This window comes from Parabacteroides faecalis, from assembly GCF_022809355.1.
Classification (GTDB): domain Bacteria; phylum Bacteroidota; class Bacteroidia; order Bacteroidales; family Tannerellaceae; genus Parabacteroides; species Parabacteroides faecalis.
On record NZ_JAKZMM010000017.1, the window covers coordinates 35,097 to 51,490 of the forward strand.

A 16,394-nucleotide genomic window follows, 5' to 3' on the forward strand; every position below is an offset into this window, starting at 1 on the left:
CGTATGACGAATAAAAAATTCGGGGCTCTGTTGCTGTTGTTGGTTCTGTTTACGTTCGGAGCCAAAGCTCAGCTAACAACTTCCGTTAAAATCAATGAAGTGTTGGTCGTTAATGAAGATAACTTTGTTGACGACTACGGTAAGCGTCACCCTTGGATTGAGTTGTACAACAACTCGGCGGGAACTGTTGACTTGAGAGGTTGTTTCTTGACTAACGATAAGAATAACCCTAGAAAATACATGATTCCGAAGGGCGATGTGTTGACAAAGATTCCGCCTTATCAACATACTTTGTTCTGGGCAGATGATCAACCGACCCGTGGAACTTTCCATGTTAATTTCACGTTAGATCCTAATAAGGATAATTACATTGCTTTGTATGATGCCGATGGTACTACTTTGATCGACGAAGTAGTTGTTCCTGCCGGCCAGAAAGCTGATATCAGCTACGGTCTTGATATGGACGGAAAAGGCAAATGGATGGTTTTAAGCAAAGTGACTCCGAGTACTAACAATGTGACTTTGGATAGCAATGAAAAAGTAGAGAACTTCCAGAGAAACGACTCTTGGGGTATTGGTATGACCATTACTGCTATGGCCGTTGTATTCTTGGGACTTATCGTACTGTATCTGGTATTCAAGCAAATTGGTAAAGCTGCTATTAAGGCCAGTCAGCGTAATGCTCAGAAGGCTGCAGAAGCTAGTGGTACTAAAATGTCGGCCAATGCTGGTCAGGAATCAGGTGAAATCTTTGCTGCTATTTCGATGGCTCTGTATGAATTGAGCGATGACAATCACGACATCGAAAATACAGTATTGACCATCCGTAAAGTTCAACGTAGTTATTCTCCATGGAGTTCTAAGATTTATAGTTTGCGTCAGACTCCGGTAGTTAAAAAGTAATTTTCCTTATTAAATCGAATTGAAGAATGAAAAGTTTTAAATATACCATTAACGGTAACGTATATAAAGTACACATTAATTCAATTGTTGATGATGTGGCAGAAGTAGAAGTAAACGGAACTCCGTATAGCGTGAAAATGGAAAAGCCGGCTAAGAAGCAGATCGTTGCTTTGAAGCGTCCGGCTCAGGCTCCGACTACGGCTGCCGGTGATCCGGTTGTTTCTCGTCCGGCTGCTTCTAGCGTAGCAGGTGCTGTGAAATCTCCGCTGCCAGGAGTTATCTTGAGCATCGACTGCAAAGTTGGCGATGTAGTGAAGAGAGGTCAGAAGATTTTGGTATTGGAAGCTATGAAGATGGAAAACAATATCAATGCCGACCGCGATGGTAAGATTGTAGAAATTAAAGTAAACAAAGGCGATTCTGTACTGGAAGGTGCTGACCTCGTCGTAATTGGATAATGTTATGTTAGCATCAGTATTATTACAAGCGGCGGCAGGAGCAAATGAAAGTTTCATGCAATTCTTGGCTGAAAACATTCAGGTGTTCTTGTCTTATACAGGATTTGCGAACGCAACGCCGGGGCATTTCATCATGTTGCTGGTTGGTTTGTTGTTCATCTTCCTGGCCATTAAATATGAATTTGAACCGATGCTTTTGATCCCGATCGGTTTCGGTATCTTGATTGGTAATATTCCTTTTAAAGATGCAGGTCTGCAATTGGGTATTTACGAAGAAGGTTCAGTGTTGAATATTTTGTATCAAGGTGTGAAGCAGGGTTGGTATCCGCCTCTGATTTTCTTGGGTATTGGAGCAATGACCGACTTCTCGGCGTTGATTTCTAATCCGAAGTTGATGTTGGTTGGAGCTGCTGCTCAGTTCGGTATCTTCGGTGCTTATATCATTGCATTGCAGATGGGATTTGATCCGAGTCAGGCGGGTGCAATTGGTATCATCGGTGGTGCAGATGGTCCGACTGCTATCTTCTTGTCTTCTAAACTGGCTCCGAACTTGATGGGTGCGATTGCCGTCTCGGCCTATTCATATATGGCCTTGGTGCCGATCATCCAGCCTCCGTTCATGCGTTTGCTGACTACACAGAAAGAACGTCTGATCCGTATGAAACCGCCGAGAGTAGTTTCACAGACAGAAAAGATCATGTTCCCGATCGTTGGTTTGCTGTTGACAGCCTTCTTGGTACCATCAGGTCTGCCTTTGTTGGGAATGTTGTTCTTCGGTAACTTGTGTAAGGAAAGTGGTGTGACACGTCGTTTGGCTGAAACAGCCCGCGGTCCGCTGATTGACGTTATTACCATGTTGCTGGGTGTTACGGTAGGTGCTTCTACACAGGCTACACAGTTCTTGACGATCAACTCAATCAAGATCTTCGGTTTGGGAGCATTGTCATTCGTAATCGCTACTTGCGCCGGTGTCTTGTTCGTTAAGTTCTTCAACTTATTCTTGAAGGAAGGCAACAAGATCAATCCGTTGATCGGTAACTCTGGTGTATCTGCCGTTCCTGATGCTGCTCGTATTTCTCAGAACGTAGGTTTGGAATACGATCCAAGCAACTACTTGTTGATGCACGCTATGGGTCCGAACGTAGCAGGTGTAATCGGTTCAGCTGTGGCTGCCGGTATCTTGTTAGGTTTCTTAGGATAATCCGATTGTAGCTTATACGCTATTTGATAGATATTTTAAACCCGGTTGGAACACAATTTGTGTTGCGGCCGGGTTTTTTCGTGTCTTGTCTTCGCCTGGATGGATAGTTGTATAATCGCTGGAGTAGGAGATTAATCCGGAAAATTCACTGGATTTAATGGATAATGATATGGCAAATTCTTTATTCGCCGTCGGCGAACATATATTCAATAATAGCGAATATATATTCAGCGTGGGCGAATATAAAAACGCCCTTGGCGAATAAAGTTTCGATTACTTCTTTCTGGAAAATGTCTCGGAGCCGGAAGGAAAATGAAATTCTAGGGAAAGAATGAATCAACTAGCCCCTTCTTGTCAGGATTTTGGAATAAAAATGAGGAATAAATCTGGTGGAAAACGTGTCAAAATAGCTTTTTATGTGAAAAGCCATCCTGTTACATCCTGATTACCGATATTTTTCTTATTTTTGCACTGTATTTATACAAAATAATAGCGCAATGAATCTATTAGAACTGAGCGAACAGGAAATCATTAGACGTAACAGCATGGAACAGTTGCGTCAGATGGGGATCGAGCCGTATCCCGCAGCAGAGTATGTAACAAATGCTTTTTCTACAGAAATAAAAGAATCATTCAAAGACGATGCAGAACCGCGCTCGGTGTGCATTGCCGGCCGAATCATGAGCCGTCGTATTATGGGAAAAGCTTCGTTTATGGAGCTGCAAGACTCGAAAGGCCGTATTCAGGTGTATATTTCTCGTGACGATATCTGTCCGGATGAAAACAAAGACCTGTATAATATTGTATTTAAGAAATTGTTGGATATAGGAGATTTTGTGGGTATCAAAGGATTCGTGTTCCGTACCCAGATGGGCGAAATCTCTGTTCATGCGCAAGAAATGACAGTATTGTCGAAATCATTGCGCCCGCTGCCTATCGTAAAATACAAAGACGGTGTAGCCTATGATGGTTTCAACGATCCTGAGTTGCGTTACCGTCAGCGTTATGTGGACTTGGTGGTTAATGATGGAGTAAAGGATATTTTCTTGAAGCGTACGAAAGTATTCAACTCTATGCGTAACTACTTTAATGACCACGGATATCTGGAGGTTGAAACTCCGATCCTGCAGTCTATTCCTGGTGGTGCAGCAGCCCGTCCGTTTATTACTCACCACAATGCTTTGGATATTCCTTTGTATTTGCGTATTGCCGACGAGCTTTATCTGAAACGTTTGATCGTAGGTGGTTTTGAAGGTGTATATGAATTCTCGAAGAACTTCCGTAACGAAGGTATGGACCGTACACATAATCCGGAATTTACTTGTATGGAAATCTATGTTTCCTATAAGGATTATAACTGGATGATGGACTTTACAGAGAAGATGCTTCAGAAGATTTGTCTGGATGTCAACGGAACGACAGAAGTTAAGATGGGTGATAATATCATCAGTTTCAAGGCTCCGTTCAAACGTATCACCATGTTGGATTCTATCAAGGAATTTACCGGATATGACTTGACAGGAATGGATGAAGACCAGATCCGTGAAGTCTGCAAGAAACTGAATATGGAGATCGACGAAACGATGGGTAAGGGTAAATTGATTGATGAAATCTTTGGAGAATTCTGTGAAGGTAATTATATCCAGCCAACCTTTATCACTGACTATCCGATCGAAATGTCTCCGCTGACCAAGAAGCACCGGACCAATCCGAGCCTGACAGAACGTTTCGAGTTGATGGTAAACGGAAAAGAGTTAGCTAATGCTTATTCTGAATTGAACGACCCGATCGATCAGTACGAACGTTTCCAGGAACAGCTCCGTCTGTCGGAAAAAGGAGATGATGAAGCCATGTTCATCGATCAGGACTTTATCCGTGCATTGGAATACGGTATGCCTCCGACTTCCGGAATGGGTATCGGTATGGACCGTCTGGTTATGTTGATGACAGGACAGACTACAATCCAGGAAGTTTTGTTCTTCCCGCAGATGCGTCCGGAAAAGACCGTGAAAAAAGATGCTGTTGATAAATATACAGCCATAGGAGTGGATGCAAATTGGGTTCCTGCTCTGCAGAAGGCCGGCTATGTAACAGTAGAAACGCTGAAAGAGGCCAACCCGAACAAAGTAAGACAAGAACTGTGTGAGCTCAATAAGAAATATAAGTTGGGATTGGAAAATCCGAAAGCGGAAGACATTGAAGCTTGGATTGCCAATGCTGCCAAATAAAATCTGATACAAGAAATGAATTTGCCTGGAAAAATTGCAATAATGGGAGGCGGTAGTTGGGCTACCGCCTTAGCCAAGATTGTACTCTCTACTCAAGAGCGCATCAACTGGTATATGCGGCGTGACGATCAGATTCAGGATTTCCTGCAGACAGGACACAACCCGAGTTACTTGTCGGCCGTAGAGTTCGATATAAACCGGATTAATTTCTATTCCGATATTAACCGGACGATAGAAGAGTCGGATACGCTCATCTTTGCAACGCCGTCACCATTCTTGAAGCAGCATCTGAAAAAGGTGACTACTTCGCTGGAAAATAAGTTTATTGTTTCAGCCATCAAAGGAATTGTGCCGGATGAAAATATGCTGGTGGCCGATTACTTTTCGGAATATTATCATGTTCCGATCAATCATATCGCTGTGATAGGCGGCCCGTGCCATGCCGAGGAAATTGCGTTAGAGCGTCTTTCGTATATCACCTTGGCTTGCCCGGATATTGATTATGCTTACCAGTTATCTTCGGTATTTAAGAACCAATACCTGAGGAATTATTGCTGCAAGGATGTGACAGGTATAGAGTATGCCTCGGTCTTGAAGAATGTATATGCAATTGTTGCAGGTATTTGTCACGGAATGAAGTATGGAGATAACTTCCTGGCGGTATTTATCTGTAATGCGATCGAGGAAATGCGAAACTTCCTGTATGCGGTTCATGGACTCGAACGTGATATTACCGATTCTGTCTATTTGGGAGATTTACTGGTAACCGCTTATTCCCGTTTCAGTCGTAACCGGACTTTCGGTACGATGATTGGAAAAGGCTATTCGGTAAAAACGGCCCAATTGGAAATGGAGATGATAGCCGAAGGTTATTACGGGACAAAGTGTATTCATGAGATTAACGAGAAATATCAAGTCAATATGCCGATATTGGATGCCTTGTATGCGATTTTGTATGAACGGAAATCGCCAATGGTTGTTATCCGGCAGTTGACACAAACATTTAAATAAATCATTCGCTTTATGAAAAACATTTGTTTGAACTTTGAGAAAGCATTAGGCGTTGTTTCTAAAGAGCAGATTCTGACACAGGAAGCAACAGTAAACGCTTGTATGGATACATTGCATAAAGGTAATGGCGCTGGGAATGACTTCCTGGGTTGGTTGCATTTGCCTTCTTCTATTACAGACGCTGAATTGACTGAAATAGAAAATACAGCGAACGTTTTGCGCTCAAAATGTGAAGTTGTTGTAGCTATTGGTATCGGTGGTAGTTATTTAGGAACCCGTGCCGTTGTTGAAGCGATGAATAACAGCTTTGACTGGTTACATGCAAACGACAGAAAGAATCCGATCTTATTGTATGCCGGTCACAACATTGGTGAAGACTATTTGTATGAACTGAGTGAAGTATTGAAAGGCAAACAGTTCGGTATCATCAATATCTCTAAATCAGGAACGACAACTGAACCTGCTATTGCTTTCCGTATCTTGAAGAAACAATTGGAAGATGCAGTAGGTAAAGAAGAAGCTAAACATCGTATCGTAGCTATTACAGATGCCCGTAAAGGTGCTTTGCGTACTTTGGCAGATCAGGAAGGTTACAAGACTTTCGTTATTCCTGACAATGTAGGTGGACGTTTCTCTGTATTAACACCGGTTGGACTGTTGCCAATTGCTGTGGCAGGAGTAAATATCCGTGAATTGGTAGCAGGTGCTGTGGCAATGGAAAAGGCAACTGATCAGAGTGTTCCTTTTGCAGAAAATATCTCAGCTCAGTATGCTGCTGTTCGCAATGAATTATACAAGAGTGGAAAGAAAGTAGAAATCTTGTGTAACTTCCATCCGAAATTGCATTACATCGGCGAATGGTGGAAACAGTTGTATGGTGAAAGTGAAGGAAAAGACGGAAAAGGAATTTACCCAGCTGCTGTAGATTTGACAACTGATTTGCATTCAATGGGTCAGTGGATTCAGGAAGGCGAACGTACCATCTTCGAAACAGTTATCTCTGTAGAGAAGGCTAATCATTCAGTAGTAGTTCCGACAGACGAGGCTAACTTGGATGGTTTGAATTTCTTGGCTGGTAAACACGTAGATGAAGTTAATAAGATGGCTGAACTGGGTACACAATTGGCTCATGTTGACGGTGGTGTTCCCAATATTAAAGTAACAATGCCGGAAGTTTCTCCGTATTACATCGGACAGTTGTTCTACTTCTTTGAAAAGGCTTGTGGTATCAGCGGTTATATCTTGGGTGTAAATCCGTTTAATCAACCGGGCGTAGAAGCATATAAGAAGAATATGTTTGCTTTGTTGAACAAACCAGGATATGAAAAGGAAAGTGAAGCAATCAAAAGCAGATTATAAAAAGATTATTTCATACTGATATTTTTACAGATTGCCTGAAAAACATGCGGAGATATATTTCTTGCATTGGTTTTTCAGGCAATCTTTTTTATGAAAAAGGGAAAGCATGGAACTGGATTTTATTAGGAAAGCCGTACAAGATTACGAGGTAAGAAAGGGTTCTAAATTGAATCCGAAAGCTGTCTTGTTTGATATGGATGGCGTATTGTATGATTCAATGCGTTTTCATGCACGGGCTTGGAAAGAGGTGGCTGATGCGCATTTATTGATAAGTACGGAAGAAGATTTTTATCTGTACGAAGGGCGTACCGGCTCAAGTACGATCGATGAACTTTATATGCGTACCTTTCAGCGGAAAGCTACGGATGAAGAGAAACAGGCAATATACGAAGAGAAATCGGCTTTGTTTTGCCATTACAATGACGGAGAACCGATGCCGGGAGCTTCGGATGTTTTGGAAAAAGTAGCAGCTGCTGGATTGCAACGCTTGGTGGTAACAGGATCAGGACAGAAGAGTTTGATCGATAAACTGGAACATACCTATCCACATTGTTTTACTCCGGATAAGATGGTAACGGCTTTTGATGTCAAGTATGGGAAACCGGATCCCGAACCTTATTTGATGGGTTTGGTAAAAGCCGGAGTCTCTGCTCATGAGGCTTTTGTTGTTGAGAATGCACCGTTGGGTGTTCGTGCCGGAGTTGCAGCAGGAATATTCACGATAGCAGTAAATACTGGTCCTTTGGCTGATGAAGTCTTGTGGAAAGAAGGTGCTAATCTGCTTTTTCCATCTATGGAATCATTGGCCGTTCATTGGCCATTGCTGATGCAGGCAGTGGGAAAATAAAAAAGGAAGCAGAGAGTTTACTCTCCACTTCCTTCTGTTATATTAATTCTGTCTTTATTTTACGTAAGCAGCATTGTTCAAGAAGTCATAGCTCTTCTGAACATCTTCCTGCGGTGTTCCATCGTAGCGTTCTACTTCTACATACCAGTCTTTCATACCGTTTGCATAAGCTTGTTCAAAGATTGGTTTGAAGTCGATTGTACCACTAGCACCAATAGCTGTTTCGTCTTTGATGTGTAATACCGGGAAACGGTTCGGATATTTCTTCAGATATTCTACAGGATCTTTACCACCTCGTTTAACCCAATAAACATCCATTTCGAAGAAAATATGATCCGGACTTGAGTTTTCAAGCATCAAATCATAAATAGTCTGACCTTCGATCTGTTTGAATTCGTAATCATGGTTGTGGTAACCGAATTTGATACCGGCACCGGCAGCAGCCAAACCGATTTGATAGAAGTAGTCGCTGAAATATCTCTTCAAATCGTCCATGCTTGCTTTTTCGTTGATCGGAGAAACAGGCATAACCATGTATTTCATACCTGCTTTCTTATGTGCTTCGATAGCAGCATTCCACCAAGCCAAGTCTTTATTCATATCGTCACCGATGAAGTGAGACAAGTGTGCGCTGGTTGGCTTCATACCTAAATCGTTACAAATCTTCTTGAATTCAGCGGGATCTAATCCGTAAATCTTACCGTCGTCGCTGTAACCGGCAGTTTCCAGATTTACATAACCCATTTTGGAAACGATTTCCAATACTTTCTGGATACCCAGATCATTAATGTCATCACGCAAAGAGTAAAGTTGAAGACCAATGTGTTTTTTGGCTGTTTCACTTGCTGCACTAGAAGCACCTTTTCCACCACAAGAGGTTAACAATTGCGGTGCTACTAAACCACCGGCAAGCAATAAAGAAGCCTGCTTTAAAAATTCTCGTCTGTTTTGCATAGCACTAAAATTTTGAGTAAAATAATTTGCCACGAAATTAAGGTTTATATTTCTAAATATGGATAATTTGTGTAATAAATTTTACTCTTTTCTTGCTATTATTATCTTTTTTCTGCATTTTCTTCCTTTTCCCGTCTTGTTAATGCTTTACTAACTTATTTGGAAGGTCCTTGTTGATCGTTCGGATTAATTTTACCACTGAATGAAATGGATTGCCGGTTGTTGGGTTGGACATGGATTCGCGAAGTTCCATCTTTATAGATGGTAATACGGAATGTATAGGAATCTTCTTCATTACGGGTTTTCAATAGAACTTCGGTAGCACCTTTTTTCCCTTCCTTTGATTCGTACTGGCAGATAGGAGCCCGGAAGTTTAATCCTTTACCTCCGCCATAAGGAACACTATATGCTTCACCTACGTAAGGCAGATAAGAATAGATTGAATCATTCTTGACTTCTAAAGAATAAAGACTGGTCAAAGCCCGACTTCTGCCTTTCATCGGATACATGTAGTCTACATCTATTTTATAAGTTTGTGCATCGAGGGCTTTTTGAATGGTTTCGGCTACTTGCTCTTGTCTGTTTTCTTTTTCTTGCGCTTCAGCCATTTGTATAGAAGCACTCATCATCATAAAAATCCATACACATAATGTTTGTATCAGAAAATTCTTTTTCATAATCATCTTCATTTTATTGTTATTCTAACAAAGTACTTAATCTTTTATAGGAATAACAATTGGAGAAGATTGAATGTTGGACCTTTTTAAATCTATTTAGATATGAAATATTATCTTTGCGTTATGGAAAAAAGAAAACCTTATAACGACTTGGGAGATTTTCTGCGGAAGTGTTTTGCGTGGAAAGTACAGAAAATATCAATCAATGCAGGATTTACATGTCCGAATCGTGATGGAACCAAAGGATGGGGCGGATGTACGTATTGTAATAATCAGACATTCAGTCCGGAATATTGTCATACGGAGAAAAGCGTAACGGAACAATTGGAAGAGGGCGTTCATTTCTTTTCCCGAAAATATCCGGAGATGAAATACCTGGCCTATTTCCAGGCTTATACGAATACGTACGATTCGATGGAAGCCTTGATGAAAAAATACGAAGAGGCTTTGGCTTTTCCAGGTGTGGTAGGTCTGATTGTCGGAACTCGTCCCGACTGTATGCCGGATGAATTGCTGGATTATTTTGCATCGCTGTCGAAACATACATTTGTCATGATCGAATATGGGGTTGAAAGTACGAAAGAGGAGACATTATTGCGTATTAATCGGGGACATTCTTATCGGGAATCGGAAGAGGCTATTCGTCGGACGGCGGCTCGTGGTATTTATACCGGAGCTCATTTGATATTAGGATTACCAGGAGAAAACAGGAAAGATATCTTGGAACATGCCCATCGTATTTCTTCATTACCGCTGACAACATTGAAATTACATCAGCTTCAGTTAATCCGGAATACACGGATGGCGAAAGAATATGCAGAAAATCCATCTGATTTTCATCTTTATACAGTGGATGAGTATATTGATTTGGCGATCGACTTTGTCGAACGGTTGAATCCTTCATTCATTGTGGAGCGATTTGTTTCTCAGTCGCCCAAAGAGTTGTTGATTGCACCTGATTGGGGACTGAAAAACTATGAGTTTACCGCAAAGGTCAACAAACGATTTGCTGAACGAGGTACTTGGCAAGGAAAATTGTATGAGTAAATCTGTCCGACCTTTTCTTTCTTTTTTACTTCAGATTATTGTTTAGATAATCTTGTAATGTAAAACGAGGGTTGGTTATTTGTTCAATTGGAATTGATTCTTGGCTTTCAATCACTATGGACTCTTTATGGATGATTAGTCGGGTGATAAAACTCATAACATCATATTGGTTACGATGAAGAGGCAAGTCGGCAATTTCATGTCCTGCATTTTCAACAATATGGAATTGATAAGAAGCCTTGACTTTTTTTAGACTTGCAGCAATAGTTTCGGAACCCCAAAGTCCACCGAAAGGTGCCAGTGTCGCTTGCTGAAATGGTACGATGTTATCGGCACGACCTTGAAACAGGAGCATAGGACAAGGCTTGTTTTTCCAAGTCGGAACATGACTGTCCAGAATAGCTCCGGCAAAAGAAATAACGCCGGCATACTGGAATGTATCCGGCAGTTGCAGAGCAAATGTAGCTTGATTACATCTATAATAAGTAGCTTGTAAGGCAGTGATGGCTCCGGCACTGGAACCACAGGCTATGATTTGCTGTGGATTGATATTCCATGCGTCATGATGAGATAGAATAAAAGAAGTAGCATCATAGAAATCCGTAACAGCCGTGTCGATGGCTTGTTGTAGAACTTGCATAAAATCGATCGGCGATTGAATATTTGAAGTTTCCAGATTTTTTAGCTCGGTCCGATAATCAGTAGATACAACAACAAAACCTTGTCGTGCCAAAAAGTGGAAAAAGCTGATATAACCTTTGTATGCCTTATCGCCTCCTTTGAAACCTCCACCAAAAGCAAATAGAATGACAGGTTTCTTTATCGAATCTATGGTAGAATGAAATTCGTACTTATCGAGTGACAAGGTATCATTCCCGTGGGTGGCAAAGACGAAATTCTCTTTTATGACTTCTGGAGATATTGGTTGATTACTTGCCGATGGCAAAGAATGAGTACAAGCAACTAATGTAATCAAGCAGGATATGTATAAACAAAGTTTTGTCATGGCTATGGTGTTTCTTGATGTTAATATATAGCAAAGGTATAGAAAAAACAAAAAGCATTGTTTATCTGTTAAATCTTTATGTATTTTTGTGACTCGTTTTAGTAACCCTTTAATTAAGTATGATGGAAAATAAACAGCAATATCAGGGGCTTACTTCTGCACAGGTAGAGGAAAGCCGCCGTTTGCATGGTGAGAATGTACTGACTCCTCCGGAGAAAACTCCTCTTTGGAAACAGTTTTTGGAAAAGTTCGAAGATCCGATTATCCGGATTTTGTTGGTAGCTTGGCTTTTGTCAATGGTGATTGCCGGTGTGCATTGCTGGGGACCTGAAGCAGCGGGCTTCTCAGCCTTCCTGGAGCCACTGGGTATTTTCTTTGCCATTATGTTGGCTAGTTGTGTTGGCTTTTTCTTTGAAGTAAAAGCGAATCGTGCGTTTGATATCTTAAACACGGTAAATGATGATATTCTGGTAACAGTGATCCGGAATGGACATATCACGGAAGTGCCGAGAAAAGAGGTAGTGGTTGGTGATATTGTCATGCTGGGAACAGGAGAAGAAATTCCGGCCGACGGTCATTTGTTGGAAGCCGTTTCTTTGCAGGTCAATGAATCAACGCTGACGGGTGAACCGATGATTGGAAAGACCACCAAGGAAGAAGACTTTGATCCTGAAGCAACGTATCCATCCAATGTGGTCATGCGTGGAACGACTGTTGTAGATGGTCACGGTGTCATGGTGGTTGAACAGGTTGGCGATGCTACCGGTTACGGAAAAGTATATGAAGGTTCGCAGATTGACAATAATATAGATACGCCCCTTCAGATTCAATTGAAAGGATTAGCCAATGTAATCAGTAAGGCCGGTTATGCGATTGCTGCTGTTACCTTTATTGCATTAACGGCGAAATTGTTTATAGGTGGTCAGGATTATTCATGGATGGAATTGATTTCCCATCTGCTGAATTTCTTTATGGTGGCTGTTACTCTGATTGTAGTATCAGTTCCCGAAGGTTTGCCGATGAGTGTGACCTTGAGTTTGGCTTTGAGTATGAATCGGATGTTGAAGACGAATAATCTGGTTCGTAAGATGCATGCTTGTGAGACAATGGGGGCAACAACAGTTATCTGTACCGATAAGACCGGAACACTGACACAGAATCAGATGCAAATTCATGAGACGAAGTTTTATAATTTGCCGGATCAGAAACTGACGGATGATACATTAAGTCGTTTGATCAAGGAAGGTATTTCTGTCAACTCGACTGCCAATCTGGAACGTGAAGGAGATAAGGTAAAGACTTTGGGTAATCCGACAGAAGCGGCTTTGTTGTTATGGTTGAATGCACAAGGTGTAGATTACCTGAATGTGAGAGATGCTGCATCGGTCGTTAGCCAGCTGACGTTCTCTACCGAAAGAAAATATATGGCCACAGTAGTGGATTCGCCTTTGTTGGGTAAGAAGGTTTTGTATGTGAAAGGTGCTCCCGAAATCGTCTTGTCAAACTGTAAGCGGGTAGCGATGGATGGTGATTATGTATCGGTAGAAGCAGCCAAGCCTAAGATTGAAGCACAATTACTGGCTTATCAGAATATGGCGATGCGTACGTTGGGCTTTGCTTATCAGGTATTGGACGATGGTGCGAATCTGGCGCCTTATACGGATGGACGTCTGAATAAAGATTTGGATTTGACGTATGTTGGTATTGTAGCTATTTCCGATCCTGTTCGTCCGGATGTGCCGGCTGCCGTACAAAGTTGTATGGATGCGGGTATTTCTGTCAAGATTGTTACGGGTGATACACCGGGTACTGCCCGAGAAATCGGTCGTCAGATTGGCATTTGGAAACCGGAAGATACTGACAGAAATATCATTACCGGTCCGGCGTTCGAAGCTTTGAGTGATGAAGAGGCTTTGGATCGTGTATTGGATCTGAAGATTATGTGCCGGGCTCGTCCGACGGATAAGCAGCGGTTGGTTCAATTGTTGCAGCAGAAAGGGGCTGTTGTAGCTGTTACTGGCGACGGAACCAATGATGCTCCGGCGTTGAAAGCAGCACAAGTCGGATTATCAATGGGCGATGGAACATCGGTTGCCAAGGAGGCCAGTGATATCACAATCTTGGATAATTCATTTGGAAGTATTACCCGTGCGGTGATGTGGGGGCGTTCGTTGTATCGGAATATCCAGCGTTTCTTGCTGTTCCAGCTGACTATCAATGTCGCTGCCTGCTTGATTGTCTTGTTAGGTTCATTGATTGGAACCGAATCTCCGCTGACTATTACGCAGATGCTTTGGGTGAATCTGATCATGGATACCTTTGCTGCCGGAGCTTTGGCTTCATTGCCGCCGAACGAGAAAGTAATGAAAGATAAACCCCGTAAGAGTGGAAAAGACGGAGATTTCATTATTACGCGCCCGATGGCTTATCGGATTTTTGGTGTCGGTGCAATATTTGTGATTATATTGATGGGCTTATTGTTGCATTTCCATGCTTCCGAAGGATTGTCGCCCCGTGATTTGTCGTGGTTCTTCAGTTTCTTTGTTATGTTGCAGTTCTGGAATATGTTTAATGCGAAAGCATTTATGGAAGGAAGTTCTGCTTTTGCTCATTTGGGAGCTTGTAAGAGTTTCTTGTTTGTGGCCTTGTTGATTCTGATCGGTCAATACTTGATTGTGACGTTTGGCGGACCGATGTTCAACGTCGTTCCTTTGTCATGGTCTGACTGGGGAATTATTATTGGATCTTCTTCGCTGGTACTTTGGGTAGGAGAGATTGCCCGGTTGTTCGGCAAGAAATCATAAAGCGTTTAGCGTAATATTAAAAAGGAATGCGTAAGTTTGCATTCCTGAAAATATAAATTATAGTTATGCCTTGTATATTACATATTGATACATCTACCGATGTTTGTTCAGCTGCGCTGACGAACAATGGTGTAGTCGTAGAAGAAAAGGTTTCTTACGAAGGTCATTCACATGCCTCGTTGTTGGGATTGTATGTAGCCGATTGTTTGAAGAGTGCGAAAGAAAACGGACTTTCGCTGGATGCTGTTGCCGTAAGTTCCGGTCCGGGTTCTTATACAGGATTGAGAATCGGTGTCTCTATGGCGAAAGGAATTTGTTTTGGCTTAGGTATTCCTTTGATCAGTGTTCCGACTCTGGAACTGCTGGCTTCTACTGCCATTCGGAATTATCCTGAGAACGATGCTTTGTATTGCGCGATGTTGGATGCACGTCGGATGGAAGTATATGCTGCCATCTATAATCAGAGACGGGAACAAGTACGTGAAGTGAAGGCCGACATTGTCACTGCTGAAACGTATGCACCCTATCTGAACGAAGGAAAAGTATGTTTCTTCGGTAACGGTTCCGGTAAATGTAAATCCGTGATAGAGCATCCGAATGCTGTCTTTATTCCGGATGTACATCCGATAGCAGCACAGATGATGTCGTTGGCTGAAGAACGTTATGCCAACCGTCAATTTGAAGATGTAGCCTATTTCGAACCTTTCTATCTGAAAGAATTCCAGGCTACGATTGCCAAGAATAAAGTATTAGGCGAAGTATTGCATCCGCATAAATAATAAGCGGATATGAAGAAGATACGAGTCCGCTGGATTATACAGGCAGTTTGTCTGGTGTTGGTCTGGTTGCTGAAACTCTTTCCGCATGGAGGAGAATGGTATGCAACCACCATTTACCCTGTATGTTCCGGCGGACTCGCTTGTTTTTCTTCCTTCTTTCCTTTTTCTCTCAATGATTTGTTTATTTATGGGAGTTTGGCTGGTATTTTGTTGTATCTGCTTTATGCGCTGTTGTGTAAACATCGGGTAAAACAAGCGTTGGTTCATGTAGTAGAATATTTAGTTTGGGTGTATATCTGGTTTTATGCGGTGTGGGGACTCAATTATTACCGGAATGATTTTTACCAGCGCACTCAGTTACAACGGCAAGTCTATTCAGAAGAATTGTTCGGACGTTTCTTGCAAGTTTATACTGATTCTTTGAATGCAGCCTATTGTCCTGTGGATACGGTGGAAAAAGAAAAGGTGGAAGCGGCAATTAAAGCTAGTTATGCTGTTTTAGATACGAAATATGGTTTAACTTGTCCGCCTGAGAATTTACGGCCGAAACCTATGTTGTTCCCTTCCTTGATGAGTGGAGTAGGTGTGATGGGATATATTGGCCCTTTCTTTATAGAATCTCATCTGAGCAAAGATTTGCTTCCGGTTCAGTATGCTGCTACTTGTGCTCACGAAATGGCGCATGTCTTGGGAATTTCCAGTGAAGCCGAAGCCAATTATTACAGTTACCTTATCTGTACGACATCATCTGAACGGGAGATCCGTTTTTCCGGTTACTTTTCTTTGTTGCCTTATGTTCTTTCCAATGCTTATCGTGTTTTGCCCGAAGCTGATTTCAAAGCCTGGCGAGAGACACTTCGCCCTGAGATTGTTTCTTTATATCGGGAAAAAGCTGATCATTGGCAGAATCTTTATAATCCTTTGCTGGGTGAAATACAAGACAAGATGTATAACTGGTATCTGAAAGGAAATCGGATTTCTTCCGGAACGGCCAATTATTCCGAAGTGATTGGTTTGATTATGGCGGCTCAGTCTGCTTCCTTCTAAAACCTGCTGGCTGGTATGGTAACTATAAGTAACGAGAATCAAAAATGATTCCCGGGAGTTTCATTTCTGATCC

Annotated in this window: 14 protein-coding genes; 11 read left to right on the top strand and 3 right to left on the bottom strand. The window is 41.9% G+C overall.

Going from position 1 to position 16,394, the window contains the following annotated elements:
- Nucleotides 1-3: 3 nt before the first annotated feature.
- The 7 genes from MUN53_RS08235 to MUN53_RS08265 all read left to right on the top strand — a co-directional run bounded on the left by MUN53_RS08235 (nucleotide 4) and on the right by MUN53_RS08265 (nucleotide 8,007).
- Nucleotides 4-903, top strand: coding sequence for an OadG family transporter subunit (locus MUN53_RS08235; RefSeq protein ID WP_243324682.1), 900 nt, complete (start codon nucleotides 4-6; stop codon nucleotides 901-903).
- Nucleotides 904-929: 26 nt separating this feature from the next.
- A complete protein-coding gene (locus MUN53_RS08240) occupies nucleotides 930-1,361 on the top strand; it encodes a biotin/lipoyl-containing protein (protein ID WP_243324685.1) in 432 nt (143 codons plus the stop codon).
- A 4-nt stretch (nucleotides 1,362-1,365) separates the two neighbouring features.
- Entirely contained in the window at nucleotides 1,366-2,562 is a 1,197-nt protein-coding gene (locus tag MUN53_RS08245) for a sodium ion-translocating decarboxylase subunit beta (protein ID WP_243324687.1), read from the top strand.
- 497 nt (nucleotides 2,563-3,059) lie between these two features.
- Nucleotides 3,060-4,790, top strand: a complete 1,731-nt coding sequence (lysS, locus tag MUN53_RS08250; RefSeq protein WP_243324689.1) for a lysine--tRNA ligase — start codon at nucleotides 3,060-3,062, stop codon at nucleotides 4,788-4,790.
- 15 nt (nucleotides 4,791-4,805) lie between these two features.
- Nucleotides 4,806-5,801, top strand: a complete 996-nt coding sequence (locus tag MUN53_RS08255) for an NAD(P)H-dependent glycerol-3-phosphate dehydrogenase (RefSeq protein ID WP_243324690.1) — start codon at nucleotides 4,806-4,808, stop codon at nucleotides 5,799-5,801.
- A 12-nt stretch (nucleotides 5,802-5,813) separates the two neighbouring features.
- Nucleotides 5,814-7,160: a glucose-6-phosphate isomerase gene (locus MUN53_RS08260; RefSeq protein WP_243324692.1), complete on the top strand. Its 1,347-nt coding sequence runs from the start codon at nucleotides 5,814-5,816 to the stop codon at nucleotides 7,158-7,160.
- Between the two features lie 106 nt (nucleotides 7,161-7,266).
- Nucleotides 7,267-8,007, top strand: a complete 741-nt coding sequence (locus tag MUN53_RS08265) for an HAD family hydrolase (RefSeq protein WP_243324693.1) — start codon at nucleotides 7,267-7,269, stop codon at nucleotides 8,005-8,007.
- Between the two features lie 54 nt (nucleotides 8,008-8,061).
- On the opposite strand, the gene MUN53_RS08270 is transcribed toward MUN53_RS08265, so the two are convergent.
- Complete coding sequence (locus tag MUN53_RS08270; protein ID WP_243324694.1) at nucleotides 8,062-8,961, bottom strand: sugar phosphate isomerase/epimerase family protein; 900 nt, start codon at nucleotides 8,959-8,961, stop codon at nucleotides 8,062-8,064.
- Between the two features lie 155 nt (nucleotides 8,962-9,116).
- Complete coding sequence (locus MUN53_RS08275) at nucleotides 9,117-9,638, bottom strand: DUF4251 domain-containing protein (protein WP_243324695.1); 522 nt, start codon at nucleotides 9,636-9,638, stop codon at nucleotides 9,117-9,119.
- A gap of 123 nt (nucleotides 9,639-9,761) precedes the next feature.
- Here MUN53_RS08275 and MUN53_RS08280 point away from each other — a divergent pair, with 123 nt between their 5' ends.
- Nucleotides 9,762-10,685, top strand: a complete 924-nt coding sequence (locus MUN53_RS08280; protein WP_243324696.1) for a TIGR01212 family radical SAM protein — start codon at nucleotides 9,762-9,764, stop codon at nucleotides 10,683-10,685.
- A 25-nt stretch (nucleotides 10,686-10,710) separates the two neighbouring features.
- On the opposite strand, the gene MUN53_RS08285 is transcribed toward MUN53_RS08280, so the two are convergent.
- On the bottom strand, nucleotides 10,711-11,691 hold the full coding sequence (locus tag MUN53_RS08285) for an alpha/beta hydrolase (RefSeq protein WP_243324697.1): 981 nt from the start codon (nucleotides 11,689-11,691) through the stop codon (nucleotides 10,711-10,713).
- A 122-nt stretch (nucleotides 11,692-11,813) separates the two neighbouring features.
- On the opposite strand from MUN53_RS08285, the gene MUN53_RS08290 reads away from it, so the two are divergent.
- The 3 genes from MUN53_RS08290 (at nucleotide 11,814) to MUN53_RS08300 (ending at nucleotide 16,321) form a co-directional block, all read left to right on the top strand.
- On the top strand, nucleotides 11,814-14,495 hold the full coding sequence (locus tag MUN53_RS08290; protein WP_243324735.1) for a calcium-translocating P-type ATPase, PMCA-type: 2,682 nt from the start codon (nucleotides 11,814-11,816) through the stop codon (nucleotides 14,493-14,495).
- Between the two features lie 65 nt (nucleotides 14,496-14,560).
- The gene (gene tsaB, locus MUN53_RS08295; RefSeq protein WP_243324699.1) at nucleotides 14,561-15,274 is read left to right on the top strand and encodes a tRNA (adenosine(37)-N6)-threonylcarbamoyltransferase complex dimerization subunit type 1 TsaB; all 714 of its coding nucleotides are present in this window, start codon (nucleotides 14,561-14,563) and stop codon (nucleotides 15,272-15,274) included.
- Nucleotides 15,275-15,283: 9 nt separating this feature from the next.
- Complete coding sequence (locus MUN53_RS08300; protein ID WP_243324701.1) at nucleotides 15,284-16,321, top strand: DUF3810 domain-containing protein; 1,038 nt, start codon at nucleotides 15,284-15,286, stop codon at nucleotides 16,319-16,321.
- Nucleotides 16,322-16,394 lie beyond the last annotated feature (73 nt).